General features: G+C 44.3%; 16 protein-coding genes and 1 tRNA gene. 12 read left to right on the top strand and 5 right to left on the bottom strand.

Annotated elements, in window-relative coordinates:
- Positions 1-236 precede the first annotated feature (236 nt).
- From rarD to B2866_RS04055, 4 genes are all read left to right on the top strand, one after another.
- The gene (gene rarD, locus B2866_RS04070) at positions 237-1,307 is read left to right on the top strand and encodes an EamA family transporter RarD (RefSeq protein ID WP_296190925.1); all 1,071 of its coding nucleotides are present in this window, start codon (positions 237-239) and stop codon (positions 1,305-1,307) included.
- Positions 1,308-1,536: 229 nt separating this feature from the next.
- Positions 1,537-2,205: a glutathione S-transferase gene (locus B2866_RS04065; RefSeq protein WP_296190922.1), complete on the top strand. Its 669-nt coding sequence runs from the start codon at positions 1,537-1,539 to the stop codon at positions 2,203-2,205.
- Between the two features lie 93 nt (positions 2,206-2,298).
- Positions 2,299-2,562, top strand: coding sequence for a hypothetical protein (locus B2866_RS04060; protein ID WP_296190920.1), 264 nt, complete (start codon positions 2,299-2,301; stop codon positions 2,560-2,562).
- A 70-nt stretch (positions 2,563-2,632) separates the two neighbouring features.
- Positions 2,633-3,751 carry an MBL fold metallo-hydrolase gene (locus B2866_RS04055; protein WP_296190918.1) on the top strand — a complete coding sequence of 373 codons (1,119 nt, stop codon included), beginning with the start codon at positions 2,633-2,635 and terminating at the stop codon, positions 3,749-3,751.
- 17 nt (positions 3,752-3,768) lie between these two features.
- On the opposite strand, the gene B2866_RS04050 is transcribed toward B2866_RS04055, so the two are convergent.
- Positions 3,769-4,746, bottom strand: a complete 978-nt coding sequence (locus B2866_RS04050; protein ID WP_296190915.1) for an ATP-binding protein — start codon at positions 4,744-4,746, stop codon at positions 3,769-3,771.
- A gap of 97 nt (positions 4,747-4,843) precedes the next feature.
- Here B2866_RS04050 and B2866_RS04045 point away from each other — a divergent pair, with 97 nt between their 5' ends.
- A complete protein-coding gene (locus tag B2866_RS04045) occupies positions 4,844-5,866 on the top strand; it encodes a protein kinase domain-containing protein (protein ID WP_296190913.1) in 1,023 nt (340 codons plus the stop codon).
- A gap of 89 nt (positions 5,867-5,955) precedes the next feature.
- On the opposite strand, the gene B2866_RS04040 is transcribed toward B2866_RS04045, so the two are convergent.
- The 4 genes from B2866_RS04040 to B2866_RS04025 form a co-directional block, all read right to left on the bottom strand.
- Positions 5,956-6,040, bottom strand: a tRNA-Leu gene (locus B2866_RS04040).
- Between the two features lie 214 nt (positions 6,041-6,254).
- Entirely contained in the window at positions 6,255-7,937 is a 1,683-nt protein-coding gene (locus B2866_RS04035; RefSeq protein ID WP_296190910.1) for a sigma 54-interacting transcriptional regulator, read from the bottom strand.
- 53 nt (positions 7,938-7,990) lie between these two features.
- Positions 7,991-9,340 carry a two-component system sensor histidine kinase NtrB gene (locus B2866_RS04030; RefSeq protein ID WP_296190909.1) on the bottom strand — a complete coding sequence of 450 codons (1,350 nt, stop codon included), beginning with the start codon at positions 9,338-9,340 and terminating at the stop codon, positions 7,991-7,993.
- 38 nt (positions 9,341-9,378) lie between these two features.
- Positions 9,379-9,582: a hypothetical protein gene (locus tag B2866_RS04025; protein ID WP_296190907.1), complete on the bottom strand. Its 204-nt coding sequence runs from the start codon at positions 9,580-9,582 to the stop codon at positions 9,379-9,381.
- Between B2866_RS04025 and rimO the strand changes: the two genes are divergently transcribed.
- The 7 genes from rimO (at position 9,563) to rseP (ending at position 17,672) form a co-directional block, all read left to right on the top strand.
- Entirely contained in the window at positions 9,563-11,098 is a 1,536-nt protein-coding gene (gene rimO / locus B2866_RS04020) for a 30S ribosomal protein S12 methylthiotransferase RimO (RefSeq protein ID WP_296190905.1), read from the top strand. The two genes, B2866_RS04025 and rimO, sit on opposite strands and share 20 nt — an antisense overlap.
- A 205-nt stretch (positions 11,099-11,303) precedes the next feature.
- The gene (gene pyrH / locus B2866_RS04015; protein WP_068404576.1) at positions 11,304-12,029 is read left to right on the top strand and encodes a UMP kinase; all 726 of its coding nucleotides are present in this window, start codon (positions 11,304-11,306) and stop codon (positions 12,027-12,029) included.
- A 145-nt stretch (positions 12,030-12,174) separates the two neighbouring features.
- Complete coding sequence (frr, locus tag B2866_RS04010; protein ID WP_068404574.1) at positions 12,175-12,729, top strand: ribosome recycling factor; 555 nt, start codon at positions 12,175-12,177, stop codon at positions 12,727-12,729.
- Between the two features lie 274 nt (positions 12,730-13,003).
- Positions 13,004-13,762 (top strand): polyprenyl diphosphate synthase, encoded by a 759-nt coding sequence (gene uppS, locus B2866_RS04005; RefSeq protein WP_296190901.1) that lies wholly within the window; start codon positions 13,004-13,006, stop codon positions 13,760-13,762.
- A 222-nt stretch (positions 13,763-13,984) separates the two neighbouring features.
- Positions 13,985-14,794 carry a phosphatidate cytidylyltransferase gene (locus B2866_RS04000; protein ID WP_296190899.1) on the top strand — a complete coding sequence of 270 codons (810 nt, stop codon included), beginning with the start codon at positions 13,985-13,987 and terminating at the stop codon, positions 14,792-14,794.
- Positions 14,795-14,951: 157 nt separating this feature from the next.
- On the top strand, positions 14,952-16,160 hold the full coding sequence (gene ispC, locus B2866_RS03995; RefSeq protein ID WP_296190898.1) for a 1-deoxy-D-xylulose-5-phosphate reductoisomerase: 1,209 nt from the start codon (positions 14,952-14,954) through the stop codon (positions 16,158-16,160).
- Between the two features lie 135 nt (positions 16,161-16,295).
- Positions 16,296-17,672 (top strand): RIP metalloprotease RseP, encoded by a 1,377-nt coding sequence (gene rseP, locus B2866_RS03990; RefSeq protein ID WP_296190975.1) that lies wholly within the window; start codon positions 16,296-16,298, stop codon positions 17,670-17,672.
- Positions 17,673-17,693: the final 21 nt, after the last annotated feature.

The following is a 17,693-nucleotide window of genomic DNA, read 5'->3' as shown; positions in this document are numbered from 1 at the left end:
ATTTTTAAATGAACAGACGGGTTAAGCCAATGTATTGCGTATCTATGCCGACTTTGACATAATGCTGAGCATGAGATACACAAGCGTTTATCTTAATTTTATTTAGTGACAGGATAGATAAAAATTTCTATCAACAATAGAGCTGATAGACAAAAGGCCTCCGACGTTCGCGTCTGAGGCTTTTGTTTTTTTTCAAAATTGCCAAGGACGTGCGCTTATTTTTAAAGGCAGTTGTTATGCTCCTCACCAATCAGACGTCGCAGGGCACCATCGTTGCAGTCGCCGCAAATTTTTTATATGCAGGGTTGTTTTTATTTGGTCTGTTGATGCAGCCTTTATCAGGGACGCAAGTCGCTGCTTGGCGCGTACTGATGATGCTACTCAGTTTGGTGCTACTGGTCAGTGTGCTGAAACAGTGGCAGCATATTTTTGATTATCTAAAAACCTTAAAGACGGCAAAAGAGTGGTTTTTATTTATTATTCCTACGCCGATTTTGGGTGCGCAAATCTGGATATTTATGTGGGCGCCGGTCAATGATTTAGGTTTAGAGGTGACCTTGGGTTACTTTTTATACCCGATGATTATGATTGTCGTGGGGCGCTTTTTTTATAATGAAGACATGAGCTTGCTGCAGTGGCTTGCGACCATTTGTGCGGCGCTCGGTATTGGCTATGATGTGTGGCAATATGGCGCTATTTCTTGGGCGACTTTATTTGTCTGTCTGGGTTATCCGCCTTATTATCTGTTGCGGCGTAAGCTTGCCGTACCACCTATCACCGGACTTATCTCGGATTTGGTATTATTAACGCCGGTAGTGTTGGTGATATTATACTTAAGCGGCGGTTTTGAGCTGGCGTTCACGACCGATAAGTTTTGGTATCTATTGCCGCTACTCGGTATTATTAGTACGGCGGCGATGGCGCTGACCATGGTTGCCAGCCAAAAGCTACCCGTGTCGCTATTTGGTACTTTATGCTACCTTGAACCAATATTTTTATTTATATTTTCCATCACCATTTTGCACCAAAGTATCAATGACGGCGGCTCGCTGTTTATGTATGGCATGATTGTCATCGCGCTGCTGATTATGATTGCTGATAGTGCGCTTGGCTATTTGGCACGTAAGCGTCATGACCGCCTGCAAGCGTACAATGAGCCACAAGTCGGTAGCTTCCCGCCGCGCCGCCGCCTAAAAAATCGCCGTATCAAAGGGGTTTTGATTGCGCATCGCTTTCGTAAAATCAGAAAATATCAGCAAAAAATAGACAAGATGACGCGCAAAATCGAAGAACTACATGCCAAGTAAGGTTGTCTTACAAAGAAACTAAATTAAACTTAGCAGGCATCATTTCTCCTTATTACTCTACATAGTTTCTGTATTAAAGAAACCTTAATTGCGCTATTATCGACAATAAGGTTGCCTTGCTCAATGATACTTGACGAGTTACAAAAATGAAGTCTGAGGGCAGGCGTTGCCTATTAATATAGGTCTTATTTAAGATTATCGCTTATTCATATTATAACTAGGATGGTTTATGTTACATCTTCATCATTTAGCAAATTCACGCTCGTTTCGTATTTTATGGCTATTAGAAGAGCTTGGACTCGATTATAAATTGACCTGCTACGAGCGCAACAAGGCTTACCGCGCCCCAGACAGTTTAAAACAAGTACATCCGCTCGGTCATGCGCCCATATTAGAGGTAAACGACCGTGCGCTCGTCGAGTCGGGATTTATCATTGAGTACTTGATTAAGCATTATGATAAAGAACGCCAATTCAAACCTGCTGATGATAATGAGGCGGCGTGGGATGCTTATACTTTTTGGCTACATTTTGCAGAAGCGTCGCTTATGCCGCCATTGGTCATGCGTCTGGTCTTTAGCAAAGTGGTTGAGCAATCGCCGATGCTGATCAAACCTGTGAGCAAAAGCATTCGCAATCAAGTCGAAAAAAGCATGATTAGCAAAAGTTTGGATACGATGCTGACCATGATGGAGCAGCACTTGCAAGACAATCATTGGTTTGCCGGTAGCGAATTCAGTGCCGCTGATATTCAGATGCATCTTGCGGTCGTCGGTGCCAATGCGGGAGCAGGTTTAGATAGCAGTAAATACGCCAATATCTTAAACTGGCTAAAACGCTGTGAAGAGCGCGATGCCTTTAAGCGCGCAGAAGAAAAAGGCGGGCGTTTAAAATTTTAGATGCAGCACACTTAATCATTAATAAATGACTGAATTCATATTAAAATAAAGGTTTTGTTTATTTATAGACAAAACCTTTTTTAGGGTAAAAAAATGACAGACTTAAATAAAACGAACAACCAGAAGACGGATACTGGTGCGGTTACCGGACAACCCATTAATACGGCTGAAGGTCATAGCAATAACCAGCAAGCTTCTATCAAAGCGTGGTCACAAAAGCTGCTGGTAGTATTGCTATGCCTAGCAAGCTTTTATGGTGGCTGGAAATCCTATGAGTCCAACATGGTCAATGAATGTACGGCTAATGGCGGTAAAATGATTGAAGGTCAAAGGACCATGCTATGCCAGTCGTTATAAAGTCGTCTTTATAAAAACATCACTATAAAAACGTCGCTATAAAAAAAGTATTTAGATAAAGAGTTTGCCTATGTTAAAGCTTACCTTTTTGGGCACCTCAGCGGGCGTGCCGACCAAGCAGCGTAACGTCACCGCATTAGCTGTCGAATCCCTTAACCCTTATGTGTCAAACCCAAAAAACACGACTCAATCTAAAAAATCGCGGCCTTGGGTGTTGGTTGACTGCGGCGAAGGCACCCAGCAGCAGCTCTTACATACTAAGTTATCTTTACATCAGCTCCAAGCAATTTGCATCACTCATGTGCATGGCGACCATTGTTATGGTCTGCCAGGGTTGCTTGCGAGTACAGCAATGTCAGGTCGCCGTGAGCCGTTAATCATCGTTGCGCCAAAAGCAATCGCCACGTTGCTTGAAGCGGTAACTTTGACGACAGAGCTATATTTTCCATTTGTTATTAACTTTATGGCGATAGAAGATTTGCTCTCTGAATCAGATGAGGGAAATAAAACTCAAGTAACGATTACACTAGACAATCAGCATCAGCTGACGATAGGTATTTATCCTTTATCGCATCGCGTGGCCTCTTATGGCTTTGCCATCACCCAAACTATCAGCCGCCGTGCGCTGAATACTGATAAATTGACAGCCGATGGTATTCCAGCAAGCGCGCTGTGGGGCAAGCTGCAGCAAGGCAAAGATGTCACAGCCGAGGATGGTCGCACACTTTATTCAGCCGATTACGTCGATAATAACAGTCAGCGCACAAAGGTTATGGTGGCGGGCGATAACGATACGCCAGAGTGCCTAAGTGCTGCGGTAGTCGATGCCGATTTATTGGTACACGAAGCCACTTATACTCATGAGGTGTTAAATAAGATTCAGGCAAAAAACCCAGACTTTGATCCGATGCACAGTAGCGCGCAATCGGTTGGTCAATTTGCCCAAGAAAACAGCGTTAAAAATTTAATTTTGACCCATTTTAGCGCACGTTATCAAAGCTTTGAAAACCCTCATAGTGATACGCCCAATATGGCGCATATCCGCTTAGATGCCCAAAGTGCTTATCAAGGCAATCTATGGTTAGCCGCTGACTTTGATCAATATATGGTGAATGGCACAGCTGACTTAGTAAGCGCAGAAGAGGAGAGCCGCGTACAGTATCTAGGCTCTGCACGCGACCATCATTAATGACTTGTGATCAATATTTAAGATAGATTGTCCTCAGCTGCTAATTGCATTTGTCCTATCCAGTAGCGGCTAAACTGATACGCCACTCGTCCTGAACGTCCACCGCGCTCTGATGCCCAGCGTAATGCTGCTGCTCTTATATTATCAGGTAGCGCATTATTGGCTGTTGCAACATTAACTTTATTAACATCACTTTCTTTAACGTCATTCGCATTATGCAGATTGTGATTTGGCGAAAGCGATAAATAATGGCGCACGATGTGTAAATACGTGTTTTGATCCATTGGATGAAAGGACAACCATAAGCCGAAGCGATCAGATAACGATACCGTCTCGTCAATGGTTTCATAAGGGTTGACCTCGTCAGTCTGACCGTTATAAATATTGACATTGTCTTTCATCAGCTGCGGCAAAAGATGACGGCGGTTACTGGTGGCATAGACGAGTAGCTTATCTTGCTCGGAGTCTAGCGCGCCGTCCAACACACTTTTCAGCGTCCGGTAACTCTCATCTTGACCGTTAAATGCCAAGTCATCACAGTACACTACATAATGGCAACCACAATCCGCTGGCAGCGCATTAATCGCAGCGCGTATCTTATCAAGCATCTGCAGGTCATCACGAGCGATTTCGATAATACGTAGCCCTTCGCTATGATAGGCTTGTAGCAGTGCCCTAATCAGCGATGACTTGCCAGCGCCGCGTGTGCCTGTCATCAAGACGTGATTGGCAGGATAGCCCTTTAGAAACTGGCGCGTGTTTTGTACCAGTTTTGCCTTTTGCGTATCGATACCATGCAAGTCATCTAAACTTAAAAATAAATTCACTGCCAACGGCTCTAAATATCCAGTCTGCCCACCGACCCAGCGATAAGCCAGCTGGGCAGGATCAATCTCGATAGTTGGCGTGACCTGCTCTTGCAAATACTGCTCAAGTAAATTTAATACATGGTCGGGTAGGGCATAATTCATAACGGGTGTGGTAGATTGGGGCATAATACTGGGTCGCTTATAATATTAGTTGCTTATCATCATTAAAATGGCAGATTGCCTATTATATCTGTCAAGTACATACATCAAGGCAGCACTTATTATGAAAAATAGTGCCAGTAATCAAGCTGCAATTCAAGCAAAGCCAAAGCAAGACTTGGCAAAACAAACGTTGCAAACGGATGCGCAGCAAATTCTGCCTGTATTGACCATAGCATTCTTGGACTTGCAGTATAGTAAGATAGCACATCAGCGTATCAGTCAGCAGGGTGTCACTAATGCGCTTGAATATCAAGGTTTAACACGCGCCAAGCATCCCCAGTTTGGTGAGGTCATGATGAAATGGCAATTAAGTATAGATGCTCATCGACACGGATCTGTTTTATCTTATGAGGCCGACGTTCTAAGATCTATCAATCAGCTCTCGAACCATCAGGGTAGATTTTCTTCTATCGCGCCGCCGTTATTAGCCACCCATCATTTACAGCTACAAGTATTAAATAACAGTCAAACACTCACCATTGTTGTTATGCCAAATTATGCCAACGGTAGTGTCGCGCGCTATTTAAAACAAAGCCTGACTGCCGAGCAAAAGCAGCAATTAATCGTTCAAGCCACAAAACTTGTTGCCGACTTACATCACATAGGTTGGCTACACAACGATATTAAGCCGAGTAATATTTTGCTAGATGCTTTCGTGCCAAATCATGCAGATATTGGCGGTATCGTACCTAATTTATTATTGGCTGATTTTGCTTTGGCAGAACCCATTAATAATGGTATTACTCAAATAAATAAGAAAAATAGTACGGAAAATAATGCTGGCACGCCCGCTTACCTTGCCCCTGAACGCTGGCAAGGGCAAGGCGCAACGCTGCAAAGCGATATTTATGCGTTTGGGATAATGCTGTATGAAATATTGGCAGGCGAGCGACCGTTTAAGATTGATAATCCGAGTGGTGCGCCGTTAAGAGAATGGGCGACTCAGCATTGCCAACAGCCAATTGCAACATTGCCGTTAGAGTATAGGCGCTATCAACGTATCATCAATAAAGCGTTGGCGAAGAGAATTGAAAAACGTTATCAAAGTATGGAAGAAATCGTGATGGATTTGAAAAGGTTATAATTATCAACGATAAATTCTAAATGCTAGACACAAAAAAACCTGCTAAAAAGCAGGTTTTAATATTTGGTCTAAGATGTACTATCCGAAAATGGTGGGGCTGGAGAGACTCGAACTCTCACACCTTGCGGCGCCAGAACCTAAATCTGGTGCGTCTACCAATTCCGCCACAGCCCCATTTTCGTTACTCTATCATCAAAGGCAGTTAAATTCAAATGCCATCGAGATAGTTAACTGATTCGGTAGTGCGTCTCAGTGGTTGGCTATTATATAGAGTTTCAAAGGTTTGGCAACCCCTATTTGCGATTTTTTTTTAATTATTTGACAACTATTTTTGCTAAATTTCATAAATATTTGATATTGCTGGTTTTTATTTCAGCGACTGATGGCTTTAATTATCATTATTTTTCTCTGCTGCTGTCATCTCTAATTGCTGTAATTTGCGGGTCAAAGTATTGCGTCCCCAACCCAGTAAGTGGGCGGCAGCTATTTTTTTACCGCCGCTATGATTGAGAGCAGCTTGCAGCAACACACGCTCAAACTCGGGCGTTGCGGTTTGTAAAATATCCGTTTCGCCAGTTTGCAGCGACTGCTTCGCCCATATAGCCAACGCTTGCTGCCAGCTTTGCTTATCATTCGTTTGGGTCAGTTGACTGTTTTGACAGTTTTGATGCACGTGATATGCCGCATTGCTTTGTTGCTCTACATTAGGGTCAGCATTGTCTAGCAGCTCTGGCGGTAAATCCTCAATCATAACGGTGTCGCCCGTGGTCATTACCGTCAGCCAAAGGCAAACGTTTTCAAGTTGACGAACATTACCGCGCCACGCAAAAGATTGCATCATCTGAAGCGTGGTGGGATGCAGCTGCTTTTCGGCGCTATTTAATTGCTTGGCGGCGCGCTGCATAAAGTAGTTTGCTAATGCAGGAATATCTTCAGGGCGCGTCCGTAAGGGCGGCAAGGGCATACGAATCACATTAAGGCGATAAAATAAATCTTCACGAAATTTGCCTTGTTTGACCAATTCTTCTAAGTTTTGGTGGGTAGCGGCAATGATGCGTACATTGACTTTGACCGGTTGCTGTCCGCCCACGCGAAAAAACTCACCGTTGGCCAATACGCGCAGCAATCGCGTTTGGGTACTATACGGCATATCGCCAATTTCGTCTAAAAATAGCGTACCGCCGTCCGCTTGCTCAAAACGACCTTGCCGAGTCGTCGTTGCGCCAGTAAAAGCGCCTTTTTCGTGACCGAACAATTCAGACTCAATCAAATCATGCGGAATAGCGGCCATATTAAGCGCGATAAAAGGTTGCTGAGCCCTTGGAGAATGGGCATGAAGCGCACCTGCCACCAGCTCTTTACCTGTGCCTGATTCACCAGTAATCAAAACGGTAATAGGAGAGTGTGCCAAGCGTCCAATCGCGCGAAATACCGTTTGCATTGCTTGTGATTGACCGATGATACCGCTCGGATTGTTATTAATATCGCTATCTGTTGGGCTTTTAGATTTAAGTTCGGTGGTCGTTTTGGTTCCTTTTTTAGCTTTTTTGACAGTCTTTTGAGCATATTCAGTTGTATCATTTGTTATTGTTAAATCCGGCTGATAATTAATGGCCTTATAAATTGTGGCGACCGCCTCATCTAAGTCAAAAGGCTTAGGCAGGTATTCAAATGCACCAGTCTGATAGCTATTGATAGCAGAACTCAGGTCGGAATGGGCGGTCATAATGACAATCGGTAGCGTAGGGAAGTGCTGATGCACCCAATCACTAAAGGACAGACCATCCATCATTGGCATACGAATATCGGTCAATATCACATCTGGCAGTTGGTCGACAGATACACGCTGTTGCAAGATATCGTTCAGGCGCGTCCACGCTGCTTGCGCTTGGGTAAAGCTAATAACCGTTAAGCCTGCCTCTTCAAAGGTATCTGCCAAGATCAAGCGCAGCGCCGCATCATCATCGATAAGCCATAACGTCGCGGGAGTAGCAGCAGGATTATTGTCCACAGTGACCATAGGAATTTGCTCATTGCTCGTAGGGTGCGTTTTGTCATTATACTGAGTCATGGGTTTGGCCTGATAAGCGGTAGAAAATGGAAAATAAATAAAAAATCGTAGCCTTAACGGTCAGCGCTTGGCTGAGAAAAAGGCAGGTAGAGGGTAAAGCTGGTTTGATTGCGCTGATAATGACTTTTAAAACGGCCGCTAAAACCTTGGGCTTGCTTTGAGCTGACGTCAATCATACCATGATGGCGGCTGATGATATCTTGGACGATAGATAAACCTAGACCTGTACCAGCAGCGCGCATGGTCACCATCGGGAAAAAGATCTGACCGATTAATGCGTCGTCTATCCCTGAGCCGTTATCGGTAATAGTGATTTGCAAGACTTGTCTGTGCTGCAAGCTACCGATGGTATGCTGAAAAACAACCCGCGTTTGGATATGCAGCTTAGGTTGATAGTTATCATTAATATCAGAGTGTTTCTGCGCAATAGCTGATGATAGTTGACTAGAGATAGTTGGAACTTTTTGCTGCAGCGTTTGCTCAAACTCAGTCATCGATTCGCAAGCATTATTCATCAGGTTTAAAAACACTTGGATTAATTGATCTTTATCCGCACATAACTCGGGTAACGATAAATCATAATCACGTTGTAGCATCACGTCTGGATATTGATGAATGATTAAGGCCAAAACGTGCTCTAGCGGTTCATGGATATTGAGCGTTTGCCAGTTTGGCAATTGATGAGAGCCAAGAAGCTGCCCAATCAACTGGGTCAGACGATCGGTTTCTGAGATGATAATATCAGTATAACTCCGCAGCTTTGCAGCATTCTTTTTCAGGCCATTTTCATCCGCTACATTCAAATTTTCATTCACAATAGCAGAAAATTCATTAAACTTAATGAATTGCCGCTGTAATAATTGCGCCGCCCCGCGAATGCCTGCCAATGGATTTTTGATTTCATGGGCGACCGAGCGTAACATATGACGGGCGACGCTATATTGCTGCTGCTGGCGCTGTTCTTCTGAAATACGACTTTGCCGGTCTTTGCCCCACATCTCTATAATAAAATAAGGCTGCTGCTCATCGCTAACAGGCGTCACGCTATAATCCACGGATAATGTCAGTCCGCCGTTAAGCTGGGTATGTATAAGGTGATCATGATCGATAAAAGGCTGTTGATAGTGTTTTGCTTGACTAAAGCGCTCCGTCAAAGAGTAAGTTTTTCCTTCTCGATTATTATTAATAAGACTGTCTTTTAACGTCAATTCATCGGGCGCAAGTAGGCTCAAGATTGACTGGCCTCGCAAACGTCCGCTGCTAATGGCAAGCAGCTGCTCCGCTTGAGCATTTAGCCACCTAATGGTCAGCGAGTCATCAACGTATAAAATAGCGGTAAATAAATGCTGTAATATAAACGTCGAATCTGGGTTCAGTTTGGCAGTGCTCAAATCAGCCGTCATGGGAAATGCCTAAAATTAAAAGATACGAAAGATAATATTTAACCATAAATCAACACACTAGCGCGGCAAAACTGGCGATTATCACAAAAAAAACGTACAATGCGCACAGCCAATTTATCTCTAGCAAGGTCAGCCATGCCCAACACTTCTACCGAGTCGCTTAATACGACTGTTACCACCTCATCAGTTTCTACATCGTCAGCTTCTGCCTCATCAGCTTCTATGCCAAAAAACACTGCCACTATTTTTAATCCTGCAAAGCCAAATATAGCGCGAGAAAGCAGTCAGGCGGATGTTAGTCAAGCAAACACTAACCAGCCTTACCACCATAAAGCCAACCACAATCAAAACCGTAGTATTGAGCAAAGTAGCGATGTAACGTTAGCCAATTCAGCGACGATTGACGCGCCCGTGAACGCTGCGCCAAAGATTGGCTTTGTATCGCTTGGTTGTCCAAAGGCGCTGGTCGATAGTGAGCGCATTATCACCGAGCTTAGTCGTGACGGCTATCAAGTCGCCAGCGATTATGAAGGCGCAGACTTGGTCGTGGTTAATACTTGCGGTTTTATTGAGTCGGCCGTGCAAGAATCCTTAGACGCCATCGGTGAAGCGATTAGCAAAAACGGCAAAGTGATTGTCACCGGCTGCTTGGGTAAAGAGGCCGATAAAATCCGTGCCATGCACCCAGCCGTGCTATCGGTCACCGGTGCGCATGCTTATGATGAGGTGATTACTGCCGTCTCGCAACATGTGCCCAAACCCAAGCGCTATATAGATAGCAACTATGATCCAAAGATAGATTTGATTAATGAGGCGGGGATTAAATTGACCCCAAGCCATTATGCGTACCTTAAAATATCAGAAGGCTGCAACCATCGTTGTACTTTTTGCATCATCCCAAGTTTGCGTGGCGATTTGGTTTCGCGTCCCATTGATAGCGTGATGAATGAAGCAATGGCGCTAAAAAACGCGGGCGTCAAAGAACTACTGATTATCTCACAAGATACCTCTGCTTATGGGCTGGACTTAAAATATAAAACCAGTTTTTGGAATGGCATGCCGCTAAAGTCAAAATTTTATGACTTATGCCAAGCGTTAAATGATTTGGGTATTTGGGTGCGCCTGCACTATGTTTATCCTTATCCGCATGTCGATAAAGTGGTTGAGCTGATGGGTGAGAAAAAACTGCTGCCTTATCTTGATATTCCATTCCAACATGCTAGTCACAGTATTTTAAAAGCGATGAAACGTCCGGCGCATAGCGAAAATACCTTGGCGCGTATCAAAGCATGGCGTGAGATTTGCCCTGATATTGTCATTCGTTCAACCTTCGTCGTCGGCTTCCCGGGTGAAACCGAAGAAGATTTTCAATGCTTGCTTGATTGGCTAGTCGAGGCGCGCCTTGATCGCGTTGGTGCTTTTACGTATTCAGAAGTCGAAGGTGCGGTTGCCAATGATTTGCCAAATCATGTACCTGAAGACATTAAGCAAGAACGCTATGAGCGTTTGATGGCACTACAGCAAGAGATTTCGGCACAAAAGCTGCAAGAGAAAGTCGGTAAAACCTTAATAGTATTGGTCGATGAGATTGATGATGAAGAGGGCATCGCGATTTGCCGTAGCTATGCTGATGCGCCTGAGATTGACGGTCACGTTTACGTCGATGATATCACCGCGCAAGTCAAAGTTGGACAATTCCTAACCGTCACGATCGATGACGCCAGTGAATATGATTTGTTTGCCAGTTATAAAGGTTAGAAAGCCACACCGATAACCGAGTGAAAGTTGCCCAATCATGGGCAGTTTTTGCTACAATTAGCGCAATTTGGCTTTTTACCTATTTGACATCGTTTTTGGCGCTATTATGCCATTTAGGATAGTTTGAAAGGTTAAGCTAAAGTCCAATGCAATTTGTGTTTTATCGCTTATTTTAATTATAATTTCATGCTAACAAGGTGACCTCATGTCTGACAAAAACCCGCGTTACTCTCGTATCTTGCTAAAACTTTCTGGTGAAGCCTTAGCTGGTGGCAAAGAGATGGGGATTGATACCGAAGTGCTCGATAAGATGAGCTTGTCTATCGCCCACTTACGCGGACTTGGAGTGCAAGTCGGTATCGTCGTCGGCGGTGGTAACTTGTATCGCGGCGCTCAGTTGCAACAAGAAGGCTTGGTCGGCCGTGTCACTGGTGACCAAATGGGTATGCTTGCCACTGTGATGAATGGTCTGGCCATGCGTGATGCCCTTGAGCGCCGTAATATTAAAACGCGTTTGATGTCAGCATTGCCTATTGGCGAAGTCACTGAAAGCTATAGCAGCCGTAATGCCATTCGTTATCTTAAAAATGGCGAAGTGTGTATTTTTGTCGCGGGCACGGGTAATCCTTTCTTTACTACTGATACTGCTGCTTGCCTGCGTGGTATCGAAATCGAGGCGGGCTTAATTTTAAAAGCGACCAAAGTAGATGGCGTTTACGATAAAGACCCAAGCCTCCATGCCGATGCCAAAAAATATGACGGTTTAACCTTTGATGAAGTGCTCGAGCAAAAACTTGGCGTCATGGATTTAACAGCAATCGCTTTATGCCGTGAGCACAACGTCCCACTACAAGTATTTGATATGACCAAGCCTAACGCTTTATTAAACGTCATCATGGGCGAAAATGAAGGCACGCGCGTTTATCATTAAGCTTAAGCGTAGTAGGCTTTATCATTTATATGAGCATGAAATCACTGATGTGATGAGCATCAATCTTTGAATAAGATTTATACCTAACAGCTTTATACCTAACAATAATGAATGATTTATCGATAGCGATAAATAAGGATACATGATGATTAAAGAGATTAAGCAAGACGGCGAAGCACGCATGCAAAAAACCTTAGAAGCGCTTGAGACGACTTTTAGCAAAGTACGTACTGGTCGCGCGCACCCAGGTATGCTATCTGGCGTGATGGTTAGCTACTACGGCGCCGATACGCCATTGAATCAAGTTGCCAGCGTCAACGTCGAAGACTCACGCACCTTACTGGTACAGCCATTTGAGCGTAGCATGGTGCAAGCGATTGATAAAGCCATTCGCGAAGCAGATTTGGGCTTAAACCCGATGACCGCTGACGTCATTCGTGTACCGATGCCAGCGTTGACCGAAGACACACGCCGCGATATGCAAAAACTTGCGCGCAGTGAAGCAGAAAATAGCCGCGTGTCTATCCGTAATATCCGCCGCGATATGATGAATGACATCAAGGAGTTGGCAAAAGAAAAAGAAATCTCAGAAGATGACGAGCGCCGCGCCAGTGATGATATCCAAAAAATCACTGACAAATATATTGAAACCATTGATAGCCGCTTGAGCAAAAAAGAAAGCGACTTGATGGAAGTATAGGCGATAGGCAACCGTCTTTTTTCTTTGATTAAAAACGGCACCTTAGCATTATCTTTTCTCTAAAAACAGTCAGTGTTAAATAAATACTGACTGTTTATTGCCGTATAAGAAATTAAGCCATTCTTAAGTAATTGTTTTGTTAAAAACTCTTTATGAAAGCGTTTTCTGCTGAGTTTAGGTTTTTCATAAGTCATTTGCTAAATGTGCAATATTTTTCTTAACAGGCGATAACGCGCGTCACATTACTTTACCCAAACCACAAGCAAGTCAGCCTATGTTTATTTCAGATGCTTCAACTCCCGCTCTTCTCCCGCGGCATATCGCCGTCATTATGGATGGCAATAATCGTTACGGTAAAATCAATCATTTAGGCAAAGGTCAGGGGCATATCGCTGGCAAAGATGCGCTAGACCCTATTGTCGAATATTGCGTTAGCACGGGCATTGAAGTGCTAACCGTTTTCGCCTTTTCTAGTGAGAATTGGCAACGTCCACCGAGCGAGGTGGCATTATTGATGCATTTGCTGAGCTTAACGATTAATGAGCAATTACCGCGCATGCAAAAATATCGCATTCGCTTGCGCTTTATTGGTGATCGCAGTCAGCTTAGTGAAGATTTGCAAGCATTGATGGTAGATGCGGAGACAAAAACCGCTGACTTTGAAGCGATGACCTTGGTAATCGCTATTAGCTACGGTGGTCAGTGGGATATTGCCCATGCTGCTAAGCAGTTGGCGCAGCAAGTAGAGGCAGGCAAGTTGCGCGCAGAAGACGTTAATAAAGAGATGCTTGGTGAATATGTACAATTAGCAGATGCGCCAGCAGTCGATATGTTGATACGCACGGGCGGCGAATACCGTCTGTCGAACTTCTTATTGTGGCAATCTGCCTATGCTGAATTGTTCTTTACCCAAACACTATGGCCGGACTTTAAAGTAGCAGAGTTGGCTACGATGATAGCCGAATTCGCCCAACGTCAACGCCGCTTTGGCAAAACGAGCGAACAAGTGGTGACAGAACAGCAGACGCGCTAACATAATTGAAATTCATAACTGATGCTCATAATTAAAGCTTATAATCGTTTTAAAAATGGCTTATAAAATATGCTAGACGTTTGAATTACACTTGTTTGGTCAATGATAAGCTGCTTTAATGAGCGTTAATCATAATTGATGGACTATTATGGTTCACTGTTATAGTTCATGATTATGATGCATTTTGACCAAACATTCTTCGTTATATAAGGCTCGATAAGTATGTGGCAACGAATTAAGACGGCAATTGTTCTCGTTATTATCGTTGGTATTGCAATGTTTGCGAGCCAAACTCCTATTTTGTTTGCGCCGCTGCTAGCGGTTGGTGTCATTATCGCCGCCCACGAGTGGACCAAGCTGATGCCAAAATGGCAGCAGCCTGCGCTATTTGTGCTCTTAGTGTTAGCACTGACCATCGTCTCGCTGATGTTTAAAGTCACGTGGCTGTTTTGGTGGGTGGCGTCATTGGTTATCTGGCTGATGGCGCTGTCTTGGGTGCGGGTATTTCCGACTCATACCAACTGGTACGGTAAAAAATTGGCATTGATGGGTGCAGTAATATTGACCGCCGCCATTACCGCTATGTTCTACTTATGGCAGCTGTCAGCATGGTGGCTGTTATATGTGTTCTTGCTGGTCTGGTGTGCCGATAGTGGCGCTTACTTTGTTGGGCGTAAGCTCGGTCGCCGCAAGATGGCACCAAATGTTTCCCCCAATAAAAGTATGGAAGGGTTGGCAGGCGGTTTAGTCACAGGCTTGCTTGTGGTCATCGTCATTAGTGTCTTTAAACTACAATTGACTGGCGTACCATTAGTCGCTTTTGTAGCCTTGTCGGCGTTAACGATTTTAGCGTCCGTATTGGGCGATTTGTTTGAGTCGATGCTCAAACGCCGTGCTGATGTTAAAGATTCTGGAACGATTTTACCGGGGCATGGCGGGGTTCTTGACCGCATTGATTCGTTATTGTCTGCCACACCGATATTTGCATTGGGCTTTTGGGCAATACAGCAGCTTGGTTTAATTGTCGCATAACAATAAGTAGTCTAAAAATAAAAACCTATCAGGCTAAAAATATAAAAAGAGGTAGAGCTTACATATTTGGTAGCGACTAAGCTGCCTATTATTAGGTTCTATACCTTATATTTATTGTCTTTATTTCTCATTTAATTTCACCGTATTATAGGCACAGATGGTTATGACCCAACGCATCGCCGTACTAGGCGCGACAGGATCGATTGGCGATAGCACGTTAGCAATTTTAGCGGCGCAACCACAGAACTATGAAGTTTATGCCTTATCAGGCTATCACCGTTTAGATAAGCTATTTGCTCTCTGTCAGCAGTTTTTGCCCAAACGCGTCAGTTTGCCGACATCAGCGGTCAATGATTTCGCTCAGCGTCTTAGCGCAGCAGGTTTAAATATTGATGTGGTCGGCGGTGAAGTAGGGCTGGTCGATATTGCAACTGACACGCAAACCGATACCGTTGTCGCTGCTATCGTAGGGGCAGCCGGACTGCCTTCTACCTTAGCTGCCGCACGCGCAGGTAAGCGCATCTTATTGGCCAATAAAGAAGCCTTGGTCATGGCAGGGAAAGTCATGATTAATGCGGTTAAAACGCATCATGCGACCTTGTTGCCTTTAGATTCAGAACACAACGCCATTTTTCAATGTTTGCCATTAGCAATTCAGCAAGATAATACCCAAGTCCATCAGCCAAATCATGGTGTGCGTAAATTATGGTTAACGGCATCTGGCGGACCTTTTTTACAGCAGTCATTTGAGCAGATGCAGCAAGCTAGTGTTGCTGAAGCGGTGAAACATCCGAATTGGTCGATGGGGCAAAAAATATCGGTCGACTCGGCTACGATGATGAATAAAGGGCTTGAGCTGATTGAAGCTTGCCATTTATTTGATCTGCCAGAAAATAAGATAAATGTGGTCATTCACCCACAAAGTATTATTCACTCAATGGTAGAATATAGCGATGGCAGCTTTTTAGCGCAACTAGGCAGTCCCGATATGAAGACACCTATCGCCCACGCGCTCAGTTACCCTGACCGTATCGATAGCGGCTCGCAGCCATTGGATTTATTTGCCTTAAGCGGTTTAGAGTTTATTGAGCCTGATTTGCAGAAATTTGCCTGTTTGCGTTTGGCAAGGCAGGCGATGCAAGCGGGTACACAGGCCACGATTGTACTAAACGCTGCCAATGAGATTGCGGTTGCGGCATTTTTAAACGGGCAAATTCGCCTCACCGATATTGCGGATATTAATGCGCAAGCATTAGATGAGATACAGGTGCCCGTATTAGATGAGACTGCCGATATTGAAGATATTTTAGTTATCGATAAAATAGCGCGTCAACATACTGATACGCTGGTGGCGAAGTTGGCCTAAACCTATAAAATTTAGCTATTTGATAAGTTCTATTAAAAAATGATATCGACAGATGATGCTAAACAGTACGCCAAGAAATGATAGTGATAAACGATGTTAAAAGACAATACTACGAGCTAATACTGAGAAAAGATGATGACGTTTTTATTAACGCTGCTTGCGGCAATATTTGTCTTAGGTCCGCTCATCGCCTTACATGAGTGGGGTCATTACATCGTGGCGCGTCTTTGCGGCGTTAAAGTGCTGACCTATTCTATCGGTTTTGGCCCAAAACTCTTTGGTTGGACCAGTAAAAAGAGCGGTATTGATTATCGCATCTCGGCACTGCCGCTTGGTGGTTATGTCAAAATGCTCGATGAGCGTGAAGGCGAGGTGGCAGCCAATGAGCAGCATCTAGCCTTTAATCGTCAACATCCGCTGAAGAAAATTGCAATTGTTGCCGCGGGTCCTATCATGAACTTTGTCATCGCTATTGCGCTATTTTGGGTGTTATTTATGACCCCGTCTGAGCAATTGGCAACAAAGATAGGGCAAGTGCTACCCGATACCCCAGCGGCGATGGCACAGTTGCCTGTGGGCGATAAAATCGTTGCTATTGACGGTCATGACGTCCAAACGTGGGAAGGTATTAACTATCGTCTTGCTGGGCGTATGGGTGAAACCGATCATGTCAGTGTCACCTTAAAGTCTGAAGCAACAGGTAGTAACGCCACCAAAACCTATCAAGCACCGATTAAAGAATTTATGCAAGGCGACGCGCAAGGCAAAGATGCGTTATCAAGCTTTGGTATGATACCGTGGCAACCAAACATCGCACCAATCGTTGGCAATTTAACGCCCGATGGCGCTGCCAGCCGTCAAGGCTTGCAGGTTGGTGACCGCATTACGGCTATTAATGGTAAAGAGATTACCGACTGGATTAGCGCCACGCGTATCATTCGCGATAATCCTGAAACCTTGCTCAATTTCACTGTATTGCGTGACGGCAAACAAGTTCAGTTATTCATCATGCCGCAAGGTAAAAAAGACAATTTAGGTAACGATTACGGGCAAATTGGTGCTATGGTGGCAGAGTCTGAAATTGTCATTCCTGACGCCTACAAAACCACGGTTGTTTATGGTCTTGGGGAATCATTAGTTAAGTCGTTTGAGAAGACGGAGCAGTTAGCCGTTATGACAGTCAGCTCAATGGGTAAGATGCTGTCAGGTATGATAGGTTTGGAGAATTTATCAGGTCCGATTACTATTGCGAAAGTCGCTAAACAGAGCTTTGATATTAGCTGGCAGATGGTGTTATCGACAGCAGCGTTGATCAGTTTGAGCCTTGCGGTCTTGAACCTTTTGCCCATTCCAGTGTTAGATGGTGGTCATATTGTTTACTATCTTATTGAGCTGATACGTGGCAAACCGCTGTCTGAGGGCGTGCAAATGGTCGGTCTAAATGTCGGTTTACTCTTGCTGGCAGGTTTCATGGTGTTAGCAATTGGTAATGATATCAGTCGGCTGTTTTGATAAATAATGTGGTTGTTTATC

Origin of the sequence: Psychrobacter sp. UBA3483 (assembly GCF_002377905.1) — a bacterium.
In the GTDB taxonomy this organism is placed as follows: domain Bacteria; phylum Pseudomonadota; class Gammaproteobacteria; order Pseudomonadales; family Moraxellaceae; genus Psychrobacter.
Note: the sequence above shows the minus strand (reverse complement) of the source record. Positions and strands in the feature narration are given on the sequence as shown.